The sequence below is a fragment of the Kineococcus vitellinus genome, assembly GCF_009906315.1.
Lineage (GTDB): Bacteria > Actinomycetota > Actinomycetes > Actinomycetales > Kineococcaceae > Kineococcus > Kineococcus vitellinus.
On record NZ_JAAALL010000068.1, the window covers coordinates 1 to 18,134 of the forward strand.

Sequence of the window (18,134 nt, forward strand, 5' to 3'; positions counted from 1 at the left end):
CCCCCCGCCTGCTGACCTCCCTGGTGCCCACCCAGCTGGTGCGCCTGCTCGACGCCGGCGAGGAGGCCGTCGCCGCGCTGCGCGTCCACGCGGCCGTGCTCGTCGGCGCGGCGGCCACCCCCGCCCCGCTGCTGGCGCGCGCCCGCGCCGCCGGCGTGCGCGTCGTGACCACCTACGGCTCCTCGGAGACGTGCGGCGGGTGCGTCTACGACGGCGTCCCGCTGGCCGGGGTCGGCTGCAGCCTCGAGGAGCAGCGGCTGGTGGTCACCGGGCCGGTCGTCGCCCGCGGCTACCGCGGGGCACCCGGCCACCCCGCCTTCGCCGCCGTCCCCGGCCCGGGCGGTGCGGGCGTGCTGCGCCGCTTCCGCACCGACGACACCGCCGCCCTGGGCCCCGGGCCCGGGGGCGCGCCCGTGCGGGTGCTCGGGCGGGTCGACGACCTCGTGAGCACCGGCGGGCTGAAGGTGGCGCCGGCCCTCGTGGAGGAGGCCGTCGCGAGCCTGCCGGGCGTCGCCGAGGTCGCCGTCGTCGGCGTCGACGACGCGCAGTGGGGCCAGCGCCTGGTGGCCGCCGTCGTCCCCGCGGGCCCGGGGGCGCCGACGCTGGAGCAGGTGCGCGCGCACGTCGGCGCGGTCCTGGCCCGGCACGCGGCCCCCCGCCAGCTGCTCGTGCTCGACGCCCTGCCGCTGCGCGGGCCCGGCAAGCCGGACCGGGCGCGGCTGCGCGCGCTCGCCGAGGGGGTGCCGCCCGCGCGCTGAGCGCGCGCGGTGAGAGGATGGGGCATGGTGCGAGTGCTGCCGACCCTGCTGCTGCTCGCGTTCACGGTCTACTGCCTGGTGAGCGTGGTCCAGTCCCCCGACGGCGAGGTGCGCAGCCTGCCGAAGTGGGCGTGGATCCTGCTGGTCCTCTTCTTCCCCCTCGCCGGCGGCCTGGCCTACGTCATCGCCGGCCGCCCGCTGGGCGCCGGTGCCCGGGGCGTCGGCCGCGGCCCCGGTGGCCGGCCCCGCCAGGCTCCCCGCGGCCCGGACGACGACGACGACTTCCTGCGCGGCCTGTGAGCCTCCCCCGGCGGCCCGGGGACCCCGCCCGGCCGCGCGCCGGCGCGGTTGGCACGATGGACGCTCGTGTCCGACCCCGCTGAACGCCCCGCCGACCGCCCGAGCGAGCACCCCGCCGAGCCGCTGCTGCTGCCGTCCTCCCCACCGCCCGGCCGGCGCGCCACGCCGGCGCAGTGGGTGGCCGCCGCCCGCCCCCGCACGCTGCCGGCGGCGATCACCCCCGTGCTCGTGGGCACCGGCTCGGCGGCCGCGCTCGACGGCGTCCGCTGGGTCCCGGCGGTGCTCGCGCTGCTCGTCTCGCTGGCCCTGCAGGTGGGCGTCAACTACGCCAACGACTACTCCGACGGCATCCGCGGCACCGACGCCGACCGCGTGGGCCCCTTCCGCCTCGTCGGCTCCGGCGCCGCGCAGCCGCACCACGTGCGCGACGCCGCCTTCGCCTGCTTCGCCGTGGCGGCGCTGGCCGGGCTCGTCGTCGTGGCGCTGTCCGGGGCCTGGTGGCTGCTGCTCGTGGGCGCCGCGGCGGTCGCGGCGGCCTGGTGCTACACCGGCGGCAAGCGCCCCTACGGCTACGCCGGGCTCGGCGAGGTCTTCGTCTTCGTCTTCTTCGGCCTGGTCGCCGTGATGGGCACCACCTACGTGCAGGCCGGCCGCGTCGACGGCACCTCGCTGGCGGGCGCCTTCTGCGTGGGCCTGCTGGCCTGCGCGATCCTCGTGGCCAACAACCTGCGCGACGTGCCGACCGACGCGCTCGCCGGCAAGCGCACGCTCGCGGTGCGCCTGGGCGAGCGGCGGACCCGGCGGCTGTTCGCCGCCCTGGTCGCCGGCGCCTTCGCCGCAGCCCTCGCGACCGCGCCGTGGCACCCGTGGGCGCTGCTCGTGCTGGCGGCCGGCGTGCTGGCCCGGCGGCCGCTGCGCACCGTCCTGGGCGGCGCCACGGGCCGCGACCTGGTCCCCGTGCTCAAGGACACCGGGCAGCTGGAGCTGGTGGCGGGGGCGCTGCTGGCCCTCGGACTGGCGCTCTGAGCGGCCAGCCGCCAGAGTGCGCCCCATGGGGAACGTGGACGTGAGCGCCGACGGTGAGCACCGCTACGCGGCGGTCCTGACGACCAGCGGCGGCCGGCGCTCCGAGCACGTCGTGGTCTCCGACCCGCTGCTGCTGGAGCGCCTGCAGGTCACCGACACCGAGGAGCCCTTCCTCGTGCGGCGCGTGCTGGAGCTGCTGGTCGGCGCGGCCGACTCGGCCGAGGCCGACGGGGACCGCCCGGCCGTGCCGGAGGTCATCGACCTCACCGCCCTCGACCGCGAGCGCCCCGAGCTGCTGCCGAGCGTCGCGCTGCACTGAGCCGCGGGCGCCCGCTCCCGGGCGCCGCGCGGTCGTCAGCGCTGCTCGTCCTCGGCGTCGTTGTCGGCGTCGACGCCGCGGGCGAAGCGCGACCTCGGCGCCGGCCCGGACCCGCCGGCGCGGGCCTGCAGGCGCGCGTCGACGCGGGCCTGCAGCGCCAGCGCCATCTGCTCGCGCTGCTTGCGCAGCAGCACCAGCGACAGCAGCACCGAGACGACCGCGCCCAGCAGCAGCGCCAGCCACGGATCGGCACCCAGGGCGCGGATGCCGATGAAGCACAGGACGAAGATGCCCAGGCGCATCGTCGTGTAGCGCAGGGTCATGCCCACGGGCGTCGGTCCCATCTCGTCACACCCCCGCGTAGGAGTGCAGGCCGGGGAAGAAGATGTTCACCACGAGGTAGTTGAACAGCATGCAGGCGAAGGCGAGGACGGACAGCCAGGCCGCGCGCTTGCCGTCCCAGCCGCGCGTGGCGCGCGCGTGCAGGTAGCAGGCGTAGACGACCCAGATGACGAACGTCCACACCTCCTTGGAGTCCCAGTTCCAGTAGCGGTTCCAGGCGACCTGCGCCCAGACCGCGCCGGCGATGAGGGTGAAGGTCCACATCACGAAGGCGACGGCGTTGAGGCGGAAGGCCGTGCGCTCCAGCTCCGCGGAGCCGGGCAGGGCGTCCATGAAGACCCCGCCGGCGCGCTCGCCGGCGGCCGCGACCCGGTCGCGCTTCTCCTGCACCAGCTGCAGGACGGTCGCCGAGAAGCCGAGCGTGGACAGCGCGGTCGCCAGGATCGCGACGAAGACGTGGATGATCAGCCAGTAGCTGTCGAGGGCGGGCACCAGCTGCGCGGCCTCGACGTAGAAGCTGCGCAGCGCGATGCCCAGCGTCGCCAGCACCGGCCCGGCCACGAAGGTGCCCAGGTAGCGCGCGTCGCGCCCGCCGCCCAGCCCGGCGCGCTGCGCGCGGGCCACGGCCACCAGGTAGCCGACGGCCACCACGAGCGAGCCGGTGAGGGCGAACTCGAACATGTTGCCCCACGGCACCCGGTGCACCGAGATGCCGCGGGTCACGACGGAGCCCAGGTGCAGCAGCGCCGCGACGGCGAACAGCGAGGTGCCGACGGCGGCCGCGCGCCGGCGCCGCACGAGCGGCTCCCGCAGCGCCGTGGTGGTCGCGGTGCCCGCGCCGCCGCCGCCGAGCGCGGCGGTGCTCGCCGCGCGCTCGGCGGCCCGCGCGTCGCGGGCCCTGATCTCCTTGGCGCCGTCGGCGAGGTCGCCGGCGTAGGCGATGAAGGAGAACAGGTAGGCGCTCATGGCGCCGTAGAGCAGGACGTTGCTGATCCCTGCGACGTTCTCGTCGACGGTCACGGTCTCTCCTCGGGAGCGTGCACTGGCTGCTCATGGTCCCCCACCGGCGGGGGTGGTGGCGACTCCCCGGGCCCCGGCCCGGGCTCCGGCGCCCGCTGCGGCTCGCCGACGGCCGCGCGCAGCCGGGCCAGGACGCCGTCCACCTCGTCGGCCAGGCCGGCGTCGTTGCCGCGGGCCAGGCCGGCCACCTGCACGCGGCTGCCGCCGGCGGCGCCCGGCAGCGCCTTGACCCACACCCGGCGCCGGGGCAGGAACAGCGACATCACCAGGCCGGCGGTGGCCAGCAGGGCGAAGACCAGCGCGGCGCTCTGGCCCGGGGTGGAGCGCACGTCGAAGGACGCGAAGCGCTCGACGCGCTCGAAGGTCACCGAGCCCAGCCCGTCCGGCAGCTGCACCGTCTGGCCCGGCGCCAGCTGCAGCGGCACCGGCCGGCCCTGGTCGTCGAGCACCTGGCGCATGCCCTCGGTCTCCAGGGTGTAGACGTTCTGCGCCACGCCGTCGTCCAGGCCGAGGTCGCCGGTCCACACCTGCATGACGAGGACCGGGTTGGCCAGGTCGGGGAAGCCGGAGACCGGCGCGCCGCTCGCGTCGGTCGTGGCCGAGGGCAGGAAGACGCCCTGCAGGGCCAGCTGCACCGGGGCGCCGCCGGCGTCGAGGGCGTCGGGCACCTTGACGACACCGGTGGAGTCGTAGTTGGCGGTCTGCGGCAGGAACGGCGTCGGGCCGTCCTGCACGACGTTGCCCGCCCCGTCGCGCACGACGATGACGGGGGCGTAGCCGTTGCCGGACAGCGAGACCTGCGTGTGCCCGACCTTGGCGGGGTGGTTGACCCGGATGGTCTCCCGGCGCGGCGCCGCCCCCGGCTCGTCGGTGAGCGTGACGTCGGCGGCGAAGCTGCGCGGCTCCCCGATCTGGGTGGTCTGCTGCGCCTCGAAGGAGACGTCCATCGCGTCCAGGCTCAGCGTGAAGGGCGGCACGTCGGACTGGTCGGTGCCGACCCCGCCGCTGAAGCTGTCGAAGGTCGTGCCGACCATCGTGCCGCCCACCGTGACCAGCCGCTGGCCGGAGTAGGAGAACAGCGAGCTGGAGGCGACGGCCACGAGCAGCCCCACCAGGGACAGGTGGAAGAGCAGGTTGCCGCTCTCGCGGTGGTGGCCCTTCTCCGCGGCCACCGAGCCGTCGCGGGCCTGGGTGCGGAAGCGGCGGCCGGCCAGCACCGCGCGGGCGGCCTCCAGCACCTGCCCGGGGGCGGCGGCCAGCTCCGCCTCCCGGTGCTCGGGCAGCCGCTCCAGGCGGGCCGGGGTGCGCGGGGGCCGCGAGCGCAGCGCCTTCAGGTGCACCCCCGCGCGCGGCAGCACGCAGCCGACGAGGGAGATGAACAGCAGCAGGTAGATCGCCGAGAACCAGACGGAGGAGTAGACGTGGAAGCCCTGCAGCCGCTCCACCCACGGGCCGGCGGTGGGGTGGTCCACCACCCACTGCGCGACGCCCGCGGGGTCGTTGTTCTGCTGCGGGAAGGTCGAGCCGGGCACGGCGGCGACGGCCAGCAGCATGAGCAGGAACAGCGCGGTGCGCATGCTCGTCAGCTGCCGCCAGCAGTAGCGGGCGAACTCCAGCGGGGCCAGCGGCGCCGCCAGCTCGGCGTCCCCGCGCCGGCGCGGGCGGCGCGGACGCGCGGGGGCCTGCGGCCCGGCGTCGCGGTACTCGTCGCGCAGGTCGTCCAGGTGCGTCTCGTCGGTGCGGGCCATGCTCAGATCACCGTCTGGTAGTCGTTGACGAGGTGGTACTGCAGCCAGCTCACCAGGGGCAGGAAGCGGCCGGTGACGAGCAGCAGGCCGATGGCGACGAGCAGCAGCGCGCCGAAGCGGTCGATCGCCGCCCGGTGCCGGCGCAGCACCCCGAGCACGCGCATCCCGCGGCCGTAGGCGAGCGCGACGAGGATGAAGGGGACCCCCAGGCCGAGGCAGTAGGCCAGCCCCAGCCCGGTGGCGCGGTCCGCGCTGCCGGTGGTGAAGGCCATCGCCGAGATCGCCGCGAAGATCGGCCCGATGCAGGGGGTCCAGCCGATGCCGAACAGCGCTCCGAGCACCGGGGCGCCGAGCAGGCCGGCCCGCGGCCGCCAGCGCACCTTCAGCTCGCGCTGGGCCCACAGCGGGGAGAACAGCAGCAGCAGCCCGCCGAGGACGACGACGACGCCGAGGACGCGCTGCAGCACGTCGCGGTGCTCCAGCAGCGCGTCGCCCGCCGAGCCCGCGACGAAGCTGATGAGGACGAAGACGACGGAGAAGCCGAGGACGAACAGCAGCGAGCCGAGGAACATCCGCCCGCGCCGCTGCGCGGCGAGGTCGCCGCCGGTCAGCCCCGTCACGTAGGCGAGGAAGCCGGGGACCAGCGGCAGCACGCACGGCGACAGGAACGAGACCAGGCCGGCCAGCGCCGCCAGCGGCACCGCCAGCAGCAGCGGCCCGCTCTGCACGTACTCGGGCAGGTTCACGCCGGCTGCTCGCCGCTCTGCCCGCTCGGCTGCCCACCGGTGGCCGCGGCCGGGGCGGGCAGCGCGCCGGCGTCGTCGAGCATCCCGCGCAGCGTGGCGGCCCGCACGATGCCGGAGGCGCGCGCGGCGACGCGGCCCTCGGCGTCCAGGACGAGGGTCGTGGGCGTGGCCTGCGGGGCGTAGCGGCGCAGCGCGAGCACCGCCTGCCCCGAGCCCGCGTCGAGCACGGAGGGGTAGGTGATGGCGAAGGTGCGCTGGAAGGAGGCGGCCACCTCGGCGGTGTCGTCGGTGTTGATGCCGACGAACCGCACACCGCGCTCGGCGTACTCGCTCCACACCGCCTGCAGGTCGGGGGCCTCCTTGCGGCACGGCGAGCAGCCGGCGAACCAGGTGTTGAGGACGACGACGTCCCCCCGGTGGTCGCTGAGCCGCAGCGGCGCGCCGTCGACGGTGGTGCCGGTGAAGTCCACGGGCTCCCCGCGCTCCTGCGGCGGCGTGCGCACGACGGTCCCGTCGCCCTCGATGTAGTTCGCGCCCTGCGTCTGCGGCAGGCCGTCGCCGCTGGAGCAGCCCCCCAGCGCGAGCGCCGCCAGCGCGGCGGCCACGACGGTGCGGCGGCGCGCCGCTGCCACCGCCCTCACGCCCCCGGCACCGGGTCGGCGCCCACGAGCAGGTCGGCGCACGGCTCCGCGTAGGAGACCAGCACCAGGCGGCGGCCGACGAACTCCAGGGAGGTCACCGACGCCAGCGCGCACTCGCGCCGGCGGGGGTCGTGCACCAGGGGGCGGTGCTCGGCGCGCAGGCGGGTGACCCACACGGGCAGCTGGTGGCTGACGAGGATCGACTCACGACCGGGGAAGGCGTCGCGGGCGTCGCGCACGACGGCGCTGACGCGGGCGACCTGCTGCTCGTAGGGCTCCCCCCAGCTGGGGCGGAGGGGGTTCCACAGCCGCGGCCACGCGCGCGGGTCGCGCAGCGAGCCCGGGCCGGTGGTGACGCGCCGGCCCTCGAAGCTGTTGCCGGCCTCGATGATCCGGGGCTCGGTGCCCAGCGGCAGCCCGTGCGCGGCGGCCACGGGCGCGGCGGTCTCCTGGGCGCGCTGCAGCGGCGAGGCCGTCACGGAGGCGACGTCGTGGTCGGCGAAGTGCTCGGCCAGCCGCTGCGCCATCGCCCGGCCGCGCTCGGAGAGGCGGAAGCCGGGCAGGCGGCCGTAGAGGACGCGCTCGGGGTTCCACACCTCGCCGTGGCGCACGAGGTGGACGACGGTGCGGGGCCCGCTCACAGCGACCCCGCCCCGGCGGCCGCGGCGCGGGCGGCGTGCGGCAGCGCCTCCAGCACGCGCCCGAGGGCCTCCTCGTCGTGGCTGGCGGACAGGAACCACGCCTCGAAGGCGCTGGGCGGCAGGTGCACGCCGCGCTCGAGCATGGCGTGGAAGAAGGCGCGGAAGGCGCCGAGGTCCTGGCGGCGGGCCTCGTCGTAGGTGCGCACCTGCTCCTGGTCGGTGAAGAAGAGGCTGAACATCGAGCCGGCGGTGTTGACCACGTGCGGCACGCCGGCCGCGGCCAGCGCCGCGCCGGCGGCGTCGCGCACGGTGGCGGCGGCGCGGTCGACGGCCGCGTACACCTGCGGCGTGCACAGCCGCAGCGTCGTGAGCCCGGCGGCCGTGGCGACGGGGTTCCCCGACAGCGTGCCCGCCTGGTAGACGGGCCCGGCCGGCGCCAGGTGCGCCATGACGTCGGCGCGCCCGCCGAAGGCCGCGGCGGGGAAGCCGCCGCCCATGACCTTGCCGAAGGTCATGAGGTCGGGGGCGTGCTCGGCGCCGAGGCCCTCGAAGCCGTACCAGCCGGCCGCGCTGACCCGGAAGCCCGTCATGACCTCGTCGGAGACGAGCAGGGCGCCGTGCTCGCGGGTGGTGCGCCGCAGCAGCTGCGTGAAGCCCGGCTGCGGGCGCACCACGCCCATGTTGCCCGCGGCCGCCTCGGTGATGAGGCAGGCGATGCGCTCGCCGTGCACGCGGAAGACCTCCGCGAGCGCCTCGGGGTCGTTGTAGGGGATGACGATCGTGTCCGCGGCCGCCGTCCCGGTCACCCCGGGGGTGTCCGGCAGCGCGAAGGTGGCCAGCCCCGAGCCGGCGGAGGCCAGCAGCGCGTCGACGTGGCCGTGGTAGTGCCCGGCGAACTTCACGACGACCGGGCGGCCGGTGAAGCCGCGGGCCAGGCGGATGGCGCTCATCGTGGCCTCGGTGCCCGAGCTGACCAGGCGCAGCTGCTCGACGGGCTCCACGCGCGCGACGATCTCCTCGGCGAGCAGCACCTCGCGCTCGGTGGGCGTGCCGTAGGAGAAGCCGTCGGCGGCGGCCGCGCGCACGGCCTCCAGCACCTCGGGGTGGGCGTGCCCGAGGATCATCGGCCCCCACGAGCACAGCAGGTCCACGTACTCGGTCCCGTCCACGTCGGTGAGGTACGGGCCGCGGGCGGAGGCGGTGAAGCGCGGCGTGCCGCCGACGGCGCGGAAGGCGCGCACCGGGGAGTTGACGCCGCCGGGGATCACCCGGCCCGCCCGCTGGAAGAGCGCGGCCGAGGTGGGTGCGGCGGGGTCCGGGGAGGGGGTCGTCGGGACGGGCGTCGGCGCGGTCACGGGTACCAGTGTCGCAAGCTCCGGCGGTTCCGGACTCCCGAGGGGGCCCTACGACGGCGTGTCGGAGGTGCGGCGTGACGGACCTCACGCCGCACCGCCGCCCGCGGGGCGCTCAGCCCACCGGGGCCGCGGCCGCGGCGACCGGCTGGTTGAAGCGCAGCTGGTTGCCCGAGGGGTCGCGCACGCCGAAGTCGCGCACGCCGTAGTCCTGGTCGGCGGGCTCGGAGGTGATCTCCGCCCCGGCGGCCACCAGCCGGTCGAAGAGGGCGTCGACGTCGTCGCACGTGAAGATCAGCCGCGAGAGCAGGCCCTTGGCCAGCAGGTCGGCCAGCGCCTCGCGGTCGGCCGGGGAGGCGTCGGGCGTGGAGGCCGCCCGCTCCAGCACCAGGCGCGGCCCCGGCCGGCCGGGCGGGGTGAGGCTGACCCAGCGCATCCCCTCGTAGGAGACGTCCTGGGTGACGGCGAAGCCGAGGGCGTCGCGGTAGAACGCCAGGGCCTCGTCGTGGTCGTGGACGGTCACGGTGCAGTCGGAGAGCGTCAGCATGCCCCTCACGCTAGGAGCCGGCCGGGCGCCGGCGCTTCTCCGATCCTGACCGGTCCACGGGCCCCGGCCGGCCTGGCCGCCCGGCGCAGCACGCAGGCCGGGATCGCCGCGGCGGCGGAGTGGTCCAGCGCGCGGTAGGCGCTCGGCGTCACGCCCACCAGGCGGGTGAAGCGCGTGCTGAAGGACCCCAGCGAGGAGCAGCCCACGGCGAAGCACGCCTCGGTGACCGAGACGTCGCCGCGGCGCAGCAGGGCCTTGGCCCGCTCGATGCGCCGGGTCATGACGTAGTCGTAGGGGCTCTCGCCGAACGCCGCCCGGAAGCTGCGGGAGAAGTGCCCCGGCGACATGCACGCCTGGCGCGCCAGCACGGCGACGTCGAGCGGCTGGGCGAAGTCGCGGTCGACGCGGTCGCGCACGCGGCGCAGCCGCACGAGGTCCTCGCGGTGCGGTGCCACCCCCGCAGGTTCCCGCCCGGGGGCGGCCGGCACAACCCCCCGGCCGCGGCGCGGGGCCGCGGCCGGGGCGGCGGCGCAGGGTGACGGGGCGGCACCCCCTGTTGCGCGGACCGCGGGTGCCCCACACTACGAGCAGCCGGGACCCCGGCACCACGCCAGGAGCGGAGTTCAACCATGAGCCAGCTGCGCAGCGAACCGGTCGTCTCGGGCAAGCCCTACGCCGTCGTCGAGGTGAGGGGGGGCCCGCCGGCGGGTCTCGACGAGTTCGGCGGCGAGACCTCGTTCCTGCTGACCCTCGGCTCGCACCACCACGAGGTCGTGGGGGTGGGCACCGTCGTCGACGGCATGGCCCTGGTGCACGAGAAGGGCGGCGAGGACGGCGGCGGCAAGGACGTGCGGGTGTGGCAGGTCACGAACGCGCCCGGCGGGTTCGTCGCCGAGCACGTGACCCTCTGACCCACCGCGCCCGCCCGGCACCGGCGCCGGGGGCCGCGCGGAGAACCGCTTGAACGCTCAGCGGAACTGCTCGAGCGCACGACCGCCGCACGCCCCGGGGGGTTCCCCGCGGCGCGCGGCGGTCGTGCGTGCGGCCGGTGCCGTCGGCGCGGCTCAGCGCGAGAGCGCGAACACCGTCGTCGTCCGGTACTCCTCCCCCGGGCGCAGCACGGTGGAGGGGAAGTCCGGCTGGTTCGGGGAGTCCGGGAAGTGCTGGGTCTCCAGCGCCAGCCCGTCGCCCTGGCGGTACACCGTCCCGCCGGTGCCGACGAGCGTGCCGTCGAGGAAGTTGCCCGAGTAGAACTGCAGACCGGGCTCGGTCGTCGAGATCGTCAGCGTGCGCCCGCTGGCCGGGTCGTGCAGGACGGCGGCCTCCTCCAGCTCGGAGTCCGTGGCGCGGTCCAGGACCCAGTTGTGGTCGTAGCCCTGCCCGAACAGGATCTGCTGGAACGGCTCGCGGATGCGCGCGCCGATCGCCGTGGGCCGGCGGAAGTCCATCGGCGTGCCCGCCACCGGGGCGATCTCACCGGTGGGGATGAGCGTCGCGTCCACCGGGGTGTACGCGTCCGCGCGCAGCGTGAGCTCGTGGTCGTAGATCGACCCCGACCCCTCGCCGGAGAGGTTCCAGTAGGAGTGGTTCGTGAGGTTCACGACCGTCGCCGCGTCCGTCGTCGCGACGTAGTCCAGCCGCAGCTGCGAGAACCGGTCGAGGGTGTAGGTGACCTCCACCGACAGCGTCCCGGGGTAGCCCTGGTCCCCGTCCGGGCTGACCAGCGACAGCTTCAGCCCGACGGTGCCGGCGCCGAACACCGGTTCCGCCGACCAGACCCGCTTGTCGAAGGAGTCGTCCCCGCCGTGCAGGGAGTTCGGGTCGTTGTTGATCGGCAGCTGGTGCTCGACGCCGTCGAGGGTGAACCTGCCCTCCGCGATGCGGTTGCCGAAGCGGCCGATGAGCGCACCGAAGTACGGGCCGGGGTTGTTGCCCGCGAGGTAGCCCTCGAGGTCGTCGAAGCCGAGGACGACGTTCGTGCTGCGCCCGGAGGCGTCGGGGAACTCCAGGCTCTGGACGATGCCGCCGTAGGTCAGGATCCGGGCGGTCACCTCGCCGTTGACGAGCGTCCAGCGCTCGACGGCGGTGCCGTCGGGCGTGGTGCCCCACGGCTCGGCGGACAGCTGCGGGTCGAGGCGTTCGGCGGACGCCGAGGCGCTCGAGGCGCCGGCGACCGTGGCCGCCGCGCCCGCGAGGGCACCGGCGAGCACGACGCTGCGCCGGGAGGGGTTCGGGGACATGCGCTCTCCTTCGATGAGCTCCGTCGCTCGGGCGGCGGAAGGCGCCGCCGCGGAGTGGTCCGGAAACTACGGAGAGGGTGCAACGTTGTCAATGGTGCTGCTGTGGCGGGCGGGGCGGCGCCCCGTCGGTCAGCCGGCCCGCCGGCGGGGTCTCAGCCGATCCAGCCGCGGGCGGCGTCCAGCGCCCAGTAGGTGAGGACGATCTGCGCGCCCGCGCGCCGCAGCGCGAGCAGCGACTCCAGCGCGACGCGGTCGCGGTCCAGCGCGCCGGCCTGCGCGGCGAACTCGACCATCGCGTACTCCCCCGACACCTGGTAGCTCGCGACGGGCACGTCGGAGACCTCGGCGACGGCGCGCAGCACGTCCAGGTACGGCAGGCCCGGCTTGACCATCACCATGTCCGCGCCCTCGTCGAGGTCCAGGCGGACCTCGCGCAGCGCCTCGGCGACGCCCGCGGCCGGGTCCTGCTGGTAGGTGCGGCGGTCGCCCTTGAGCTGGGAGTTCACGGCCTCGCGGAACGGGCCGTAGAAACCGCTGGCGTACTTGACCGCGTACGCGAACAGGGACACGTCCTCGTGGCCCGCCCCGTCCAGCGCCGCGCGCAGGACGCCGATCTGGCCGTCCATCATCCCGCTCGGCCCCAGGACGTGGGCCCCGGCGGCCGCCTGGGCCAGCGCCATCGACGCGTAGCGCTCCAGCGTCGCGTCGTTGTCGACCCGGCCGGCGGCGTCCAGCACCCCGCAGTGGCCGTGGTCGGTGAACTCGTCCAGGCACAGGTCGGCCATGACGACGATGTCGTCGCCGACGGCGTCGCGCACGTCCTTCAGGGCGACGTTGAGGATGCCGTCGGGGTCGTCGGCGCCGGAGCCCACGGCGTCCAGGTGCTCCGGCACCCCGAACAGCATGATCCCGCCCAGCCCCGCCGCCACCGCCTCCTTCGCGGTCGCCACCAGCGAGGCGCGGGTGTGCTGGACGACGCCCGGCAGGGTGCGGATCGGCTGCGGCGCGTCGATCCCCTCCCGCACGAAGACGGGCAGGACGAGGTCGCCCGGGTGCAGGCGCACGTCGGTCACCAGCCGGCGCATGGCCGGGGTGGCGCGCAGGCGACGGGGGCGGACGGGCAGCTGCACCACTTCGGGCTCCTCGCTCGGGTGCGTCAGCGCGCGCGGCGGCGCGCGGACGCCTTCTTCTGGCTGGGCCGCAGGACCGGCTCGCCGGCCTCGATCGCCGAGGCGCGCAGCCCCTGGCCGTAGCCCGCGAGGGCGTCGACGAGGGCGTCGGCGCTGGGCTCGGCCGCGAGGACGTCGACGCGCAGGCCGTGCTCCTCGGCGGTCTTGGCGGTGGCCGGGCCGATGCAGGCCACGACGGTGGACGGGTGCGGCTTGCCCGCGATCCCGACCAGGTTGCGCACGGTGGAGCTGGAGGTGAACACCACCGCGTCGAAGGCGCCGGTCTTGATGGCGTCGCGCACCGGCGCGGCCGGCGGCGCGGCGCGCACCGTGCGGTAGGCCGTGACGTCGTCGACCTCCCAGCCGTTCTCCTGCAGACCGGCCACCAGGGTGTCGGTGGCGATGTCGGCGCGCGGCAGGAACACCCGGTTGATGGGGTCCAGCACGTCGTCGTAGGGCGGCCACGCCTGCAGCAGGCCCGTGGCCGACTGCTCGGTCTCGGGCACCAGGTCCGGCTCGATGCCCCACTCGCGCAGCGCCTCGGCCGTGACGCCGCCGACGGCGGCGACCTTCAGCCCGGAGAACGCGCGGGCGTCCAGGCCGTACTCGGTGAACTTCTCGCGCACCGCCCGCACCGCGTTGACGGAGGTGAAGCCGATCCACTCGTAGCGGCCGGTGACCAGGCCCTTGACGGCCTTCTCCATCTGCTGCGGCGTGCGCGGCGGCTCCACCGAGATGGTCGGGACGACCTCGGCGACGGCGCCGTGCTCGGCCAGCTTGGCGGTGACCCCGCCGGCCTGCTCCTTGGTGCGGGGCACCAGCACCCGCCAGCCGAACAGCGGCTTGGTCTCGTACCAGCTGGCCTGCTCGCGCAGCGAGACGACGGAGCCGATGACCGCGGTCGTCGGCGAGCCGTCGATGGCCGTCGCGATCGGCTCCAGCTCGCCGAGCGTGGTGGTGGTCGTCGACTGCGTCGTCAGCGTGCCCGAGGAGGTCAGCGACACCGGCGTCGAGGCGGCGCGCCCGGCGCCCAGCAGGCCCGCGGCGGCCGCGGCGATGTCGTCGCCGGTGCCGAGCACGACGACCGTGCAGTCCTTGTCCACGTGCCGCGACCAGTCCAGCGAGCGGCCCGCGGGGTGGACGACGTTGACGCTGCTGGTGTGCTGGGTGGTCATCGGCACGCCCGCGTACGTCGGGACGGCGTTGACCGCGGACACGCCGGGCACCACGTCGAAGGGGGCGCCGGCCTTGCGGCAGGCGGCGATCTCGTCGACCAGGCCGGTGAACGTCGAGGGGTCGCCGTCCATGAGGCGCACCACGCGGCCGCCGGTGCGGGCGGCCTTGACGACGAGCTTGGCGCGGGCGGCGCGCGTCATCGGCTGCCCGTCGTCGCCGGACGCGGCGTCCACGACCTCCACGCCCGGGCGGCAGTGCCGCGCGACGAGGTCCTCGCGGCTGCCCTGGTCGAGGACGACGACGTCGGCGGCGGCCAGCAGGTCCACGGCGCGCAGCGTCAGCAGCCCCGGGTCGCCCGGGCCCGCGCCGACGAAGGAGACGTGGCCCACGGCCCTCTCGGCCGCCGAGCCGCGGGCGGAGCCCTCCGCGCCCGTGCGGGACGCGCGGGCGGGCGAGCGCCTGGGCTTGGTGACGACGGCGTCGGTCGCGTCGAGGACGGGCGCGACGTCGACGGCGGGGGCCGCGCTCGCCTCCGCCAGGACCTCGACCTGGGGCGCGTCGATCGCCGCGTCCACCGACGCGTCGACCACAGGGCTGTTCGTCGTCGTGCTCACGAGCCACTCTCCGAGTCGGGACGTGGACCGTCGTCCGGACGGTCCTGGGGGTGGTCCTGGGTGCCACCGGCGGCGGCGGGAGCGCGGGGGCTGCGGCCGCCGAAGACGGCGGCCAGCAGGTCGGCCGCGACGGCGGCGCCGAGCTCGCGCGCGGCCCCCTCGTCGGCGGCGGGGGCGCGCACCGCGCGGCGCGCGAGCTCGCCCGAGGGGGCCTGGACGACGACCCGCAGGTCCAGCTCGCCCTCCAGCGCGCGCGCGTGCGCGCCCACCGGGGCCGAGCAGCCGGCCTCCAGGCCGGAGAGCACCTGCCGCTCGGCGGCGACGGCCAGCCGGTCCGCGGGCGAGTCCAGGGCCGCCAGCGCGGCGACCACCTCGGCGTCGTCGGCGCGGCACTCCACGGCCAGCGCCCCCTGGCCCGGTGCGGGCACGAAGACGTCGGCGTCGAAGACCTCGGTGGCCTCCGCCAGGCGGCCGGTGCGCGCCAGCCCCGCCGCGGCGAGCACGACGGCGTCCAGCTCGCCGGAGGTGGCCAGGCCGATGCGGGTGTCGATGTTGCCGCGCACCGCCACGACCTCCAGGTCCGGGCGCAGCGCCTGCAGCAGCGCGCGCCGGCGCGGCGAGCCGGTGCCGACGCGGGCGCCGGCGGGCAGCTGCGCCAGGGTGCGCCCGCCGGAGGCCACGAGCACGTCGCGCGGGTCCTCGCGCGCGGGCACGGCGGCCAGCGCGAGGCCGTCGGCCGGCGAGGTCGGCAGGTCCTTCAGCGAGTGCACCGCCAGGTCGACGCCGTCGGCCACGAGCGCCTCGCGCAGCGCGGAGACGAAGACGCCCGTGCCGCCGATGGTGGCCAGCGGGGCGCGCGAGACGTCGCCGTGGGTGGTGATCTCCACGAGCTCGACCTCGTGCCCGCCGCGGCGCAGCAGGTCGGCCACCCACCCGCTCTGGGTGGTGGCCAGCGCGCTGCGGCGGGTGCCCAGGCGCAGCGCCCTCACGACAGGCGTCCCACGGCCTCGGCGACGGTGCCGGACAGCGGCGCGTCACCGGGCAGCGCGGAGCGGCCGGGCGCGCCGACCTCCAGGTCGAACAGGGCGCGCAGGGCGGCCGCGTAGCCGACCCCGCCCGGGGACTCGGCGAGCTCCTTCACCCGCACGGTCGGGGTGTGCAGCAGCTTCTCCACGATGCGGTGCACCGCGCGGTCCACCTCGGCGCGGGTGGCCTCGTCCAGCTCCACCCGCCCGGCCAGGCGGCGCATCTCGGTGTCCACGACGTGGCGGGCCTGGGCGCGCAGCGCCACGACCGTCGGGGCGACGTCGGCGGCGCGCAGCGAGGCGGCGTGCGCGGCGACCTCCTCGGCGACGATGGCCCGCACCGAGCGCAGGTCCTCGGCGACGGCCGAGCTGGCCAGGTCGGCGCCCAGGCCCTCCAGGTCGACCAGGTGCGCGCCGGGCAGGGTCGCCACGTCGGGGGCGATGTCGCGCGGCAGCGCCAGGTCGGCGAGCACGAGCGGGCGCTGCGGGCGGTCCAGCAGCGCGCTGGCGACGGTGGCCACGTCGAGCACGTGCCCGACCGCGCCCGTGCAGCTGACGACGAGGTCGGCCGCGGCCACCTCGGCGCGCAGGGTGTCCAGGCCGACCGCCCGCCCGCCCACGGCGCCGGCCAGCCGCCGCGCGCGCTCGGGGGTGCGGTTGGCGACGACGACGTCCAGCCCCGCGCGGGCCAGCGTCGTGGCGACGAGGGCGCTCATGGCCCCGGCGCCCACCACGAGGGCGCGCCGGCCCGGCAGCGGCCCGAGCACGCCCTCGGCGCGCGCGGTGGTGGCGTCCACGAGCGAGGCGCCCGCGGCGTCCAGGCCGGTCTCCGAGTGCGCCCGCTTGCCCACCCGCAGCGCGGTCTGCAGCAGCCGGTCCAGCGGGCTGCCCGTGCGGCCGCGCTCGTGCAGGTCGTGCAGGGCGCCGCGCAGCTGGCCGAGGATCTGGCTCTCGCCGACGGCCATCGAGTCCAGGCCGCAGGCGACGCGGAAGAGGTGCTCCACGCCGGCGTCCTCGTAGTGCACGTACATCTGCTCGCCGAGCTCGTCCACGCCCAGCCCGATGCGCCGGCACAGCACGTCGCCGACGTCGGCGACGCCGCCGTGGAAGCGGCTGACCTCGCAGTACAGCTCGACGCGGTTGCAGGTGGACAGCGCGAAGGCCTCCTCCACGTGCGGGGAGGCGGTGAGGTCGGCGACGACCTCGCGCGCGGCCGCCGCGTCCAGCGAGGCGCGCTCCAGGACCTCCAGGGAGGCGGTGCGGTGGGACAGGCCCACGACGAGCAGCGCCACTCAGACCACCTCCCCGACCCGGGGGCGGACCGCGTCGAGCGGGTGCACCGGCAGCGGCGCCGCGGCGGGCGCCGCGGGCGCGGGCAGGGGGGCCACCGCGCGGGTGGCCTTGCGCTGGGCGTGGAAGGCGAGGATCTGCAGCTCCGAGGCGAGGTCGACCTTGCGCACGTCGACCCCGGCGGGCACGCGCAGCACGGTCGGGGCGAAGTTGAGGACGCTGGTGACGCCGGCGGCCACGAGGCGGTCGCAGACGCCCTGGGCGTGCTCGGCGGGCACGGCCAGCACCCCGATGGTCGGCTCGCCGGGGCGCAGGACCTCGCCGAGCTCCTCCAGCGGGCGCACCGGCAGGCCGCTGACGACCTCGCCGACCACCTGCGGGCCGTCGTCGAAGAGGCCCACGACGCGGAAGCCGCGGGAGGCGAAGCCGCCGTAGCCGGCGAGGGCGTGCCCGAGGTTGCCGATGCCGACGATGACGACGTTCCAGCTCGTGGTCTGCCCCAGCCTGTCGGCGATCTGGCGACGCAGCTGCTCCACGTCGTAGCCCACGCCCCGGGTGCCGTAGCTGCCCAGGTGGGACAGGTCCTTGCGCAGCTTCGCGGAGCCGACGCCGGCGGCCTCCGCGAGCGCCTCCGACGAGACCGTGCGCGCGCCCGCGTCGGCGAACGCCGACAGGGCCCTCAGGTACTGCGGCAACCTGGCCACGGTCGCTTCGGGGACGTCGACCGTCCCCACCTCGTCCTCGTCCACAGCGGTCAGACCCGCACCCTCGCACGCGTTCTCCCGGCCCGGGCACCCCCGGGCCGCTGCTCCTGCGTGCAGCAGCCTAGGCTCTTGTGAACCCATGCACAAAGTCGTGCGCCGTCGGCGTGACGAGGGTCTCCCCCGCACCCGCCGCCGGGTCGCCGCCGGGTCGCCGCCGGGTCACCGCGCGCGGCGCCGCCACCAGCGCCGGCCGGCCAGGGCGTCCTGCAGCCGCTGCGCGTCGAGGCGGCCGAAGTCGCGCTCGGCGCCGTCGACGAGCACCACGGGCACCCGGTCGGAGAAGCGGCGCAGCAGGTCGGGGTCCGCGTCGACGTCGACCTCCGCCCAAGCGGTGCCGGTCCGCCCGGCCACCTCGCGCACGACCTCGCGGCCCTCGTCGCACAGGTGGCAGCCCACCCGCGAGACCAGCACGAGGC

At 76.4% G+C, this 18,134-nt stretch carries 21 protein-coding genes; 5 read left to right on the plus strand and 16 right to left on the minus strand.

Annotated elements, in window-relative coordinates:
- The 4 genes from GTQ99_RS08485 to GTQ99_RS08500 all read left to right on the plus strand — a co-directional run.
- Positions 1-758: AMP-binding enzyme (locus GTQ99_RS08485; protein WP_420814530.1), on the plus strand; the 758-nt coding region annotated here is incomplete at its 5' end.
- A 24-nt stretch (positions 759-782) separates the two neighbouring features.
- Positions 783-1,058, plus strand: coding sequence for a PLD nuclease N-terminal domain-containing protein (locus GTQ99_RS08490; protein WP_166615306.1), 276 nt, complete (start codon positions 783-785; stop codon positions 1,056-1,058).
- Between the two features lie 129 nt (positions 1,059-1,187).
- On the plus strand, positions 1,188-2,084 hold the full coding sequence (locus tag GTQ99_RS08495; RefSeq protein ID WP_166615323.1) for a 1,4-dihydroxy-2-naphthoate polyprenyltransferase: 897 nt from the start codon (positions 1,188-1,190) through the stop codon (positions 2,082-2,084).
- A gap of 25 nt (positions 2,085-2,109) precedes the next feature.
- Positions 2,110-2,403 carry a hypothetical protein gene (locus GTQ99_RS08500; protein ID WP_166615307.1) on the plus strand — a complete coding sequence of 98 codons (294 nt, stop codon included), beginning with the start codon at positions 2,110-2,112 and terminating at the stop codon, positions 2,401-2,403.
- A 35-nt stretch (positions 2,404-2,438) separates the two neighbouring features.
- On the opposite strand, the gene GTQ99_RS08505 is transcribed toward GTQ99_RS08500, so the two are convergent.
- From GTQ99_RS08505 to GTQ99_RS08545, 9 genes are all read right to left on the minus strand, one after another.
- On the minus strand, positions 2,439-2,747 hold the full coding sequence (locus tag GTQ99_RS08505) for a DUF4229 domain-containing protein (RefSeq protein WP_166615308.1): 309 nt from the start codon (positions 2,745-2,747) through the stop codon (positions 2,439-2,441).
- Positions 2,748-2,751: 4 nt separating this feature from the next.
- Positions 2,752-3,765: a c-type cytochrome biogenesis protein CcsB gene (ccsB, locus tag GTQ99_RS08510; protein WP_166615309.1), complete on the minus strand. Its 1,014-nt coding sequence runs from the start codon at positions 3,763-3,765 to the stop codon at positions 2,752-2,754.
- Positions 3,762-5,513, minus strand: coding sequence for a cytochrome c biogenesis protein ResB (gene resB / locus GTQ99_RS08515; RefSeq protein ID WP_166615310.1), 1,752 nt, complete (start codon positions 5,511-5,513; stop codon positions 3,762-3,764). The genes ccsB and resB overlap by 4 nt, the downstream gene beginning before the upstream one ends.
- A gap of 2 nt (positions 5,514-5,515) precedes the next feature.
- Complete coding sequence (locus GTQ99_RS08520; RefSeq protein WP_166615311.1) at positions 5,516-6,259, minus strand: cytochrome c biogenesis protein CcdA; 744 nt, start codon at positions 6,257-6,259, stop codon at positions 5,516-5,518.
- The gene (locus GTQ99_RS08525; RefSeq protein ID WP_338074838.1) at positions 6,256-6,891 is read right to left on the minus strand and encodes a TlpA family protein disulfide reductase; all 636 of its coding nucleotides are present in this window, start codon (positions 6,889-6,891) and stop codon (positions 6,256-6,258) included. The genes GTQ99_RS08520 and GTQ99_RS08525 overlap by 4 nt, the downstream gene beginning before the upstream one ends.
- Before the next feature lie 5 nt (positions 6,892-6,896).
- Entirely contained in the window at positions 6,897-7,541 is a 645-nt protein-coding gene (locus GTQ99_RS08530) for a histidine phosphatase family protein (protein ID WP_166615313.1), read from the minus strand.
- A complete protein-coding gene (gene hemL / locus GTQ99_RS08535; protein WP_166615314.1) occupies positions 7,538-8,896 on the minus strand; it encodes a glutamate-1-semialdehyde 2,1-aminomutase in 1,359 nt (452 codons plus the stop codon). The genes GTQ99_RS08530 and hemL overlap by 4 nt, the downstream gene beginning before the upstream one ends.
- Positions 8,897-9,008: 112 nt before the next feature.
- Positions 9,009-9,440, minus strand: a complete 432-nt coding sequence (locus GTQ99_RS08540) for a VOC family protein (protein ID WP_166615315.1) — start codon at positions 9,438-9,440, stop codon at positions 9,009-9,011.
- A 5-nt stretch (positions 9,441-9,445) separates the two neighbouring features.
- Positions 9,446-9,895 carry a helix-turn-helix domain-containing protein gene (locus GTQ99_RS08545; protein WP_166615316.1) on the minus strand — a complete coding sequence of 150 codons (450 nt, stop codon included), beginning with the start codon at positions 9,893-9,895 and terminating at the stop codon, positions 9,446-9,448.
- 174 nt (positions 9,896-10,069) lie between these two features.
- Here GTQ99_RS08545 and GTQ99_RS08550 point away from each other — a divergent pair, with 174 nt between their 5' ends.
- A complete protein-coding gene (locus tag GTQ99_RS08550; RefSeq protein ID WP_166615317.1) occupies positions 10,070-10,351 on the plus strand; it encodes a hypothetical protein in 282 nt (93 codons plus the stop codon).
- Between the two features lie 153 nt (positions 10,352-10,504).
- Here the strand turns inward: GTQ99_RS08550 and GTQ99_RS08555 are convergent, their stop codons facing one another.
- The 7 genes from GTQ99_RS08555 to GTQ99_RS08585 form a co-directional block, all read right to left on the minus strand.
- Positions 10,505-11,680: an aldose epimerase family protein gene (locus GTQ99_RS08555; RefSeq protein ID WP_166615318.1), complete on the minus strand. Its 1,176-nt coding sequence runs from the start codon at positions 11,678-11,680 to the stop codon at positions 10,505-10,507.
- Positions 11,681-11,832: 152 nt separating this feature from the next.
- Complete coding sequence (hemB, locus tag GTQ99_RS08560) at positions 11,833-12,813, minus strand: porphobilinogen synthase (RefSeq protein WP_166615319.1); 981 nt, start codon at positions 12,811-12,813, stop codon at positions 11,833-11,835.
- 23 nt (positions 12,814-12,836) lie between these two features.
- Positions 12,837-14,639 carry a bifunctional uroporphyrinogen-III C-methyltransferase/uroporphyrinogen-III synthase gene (locus GTQ99_RS08565; RefSeq protein WP_338074841.1) on the minus strand — a complete coding sequence of 601 codons (1,803 nt, stop codon included), beginning with the start codon at positions 14,637-14,639 and terminating at the stop codon, positions 12,837-12,839.
- Positions 14,636-15,628: a hydroxymethylbilane synthase gene (gene hemC, locus GTQ99_RS08570; RefSeq protein WP_166615320.1), complete on the minus strand. Its 993-nt coding sequence runs from the start codon at positions 15,626-15,628 to the stop codon at positions 14,636-14,638. The genes GTQ99_RS08565 and hemC overlap by 4 nt, the downstream gene beginning before the upstream one ends.
- The gene (locus GTQ99_RS08575) at positions 15,625-16,956 is read right to left on the minus strand and encodes a glutamyl-tRNA reductase (RefSeq protein ID WP_166615321.1); all 1,332 of its coding nucleotides are present in this window, start codon (positions 16,954-16,956) and stop codon (positions 15,625-15,627) included. Before GTQ99_RS08575 ends, hemC begins: the two co-directional genes overlap by 4 nt.
- Positions 16,957-17,703 (minus strand): redox-sensing transcriptional repressor Rex, encoded by a 747-nt coding sequence (locus GTQ99_RS08580; RefSeq protein WP_338074843.1) that lies wholly within the window; start codon positions 17,701-17,703, stop codon positions 16,957-16,959.
- Positions 17,704-17,877: 174 nt separating this feature from the next.
- On the minus strand, positions 17,878-18,134 hold a 257-nt coding region (locus tag GTQ99_RS08585; RefSeq protein WP_205707060.1), incomplete at its 5' end, for a glutaredoxin family protein.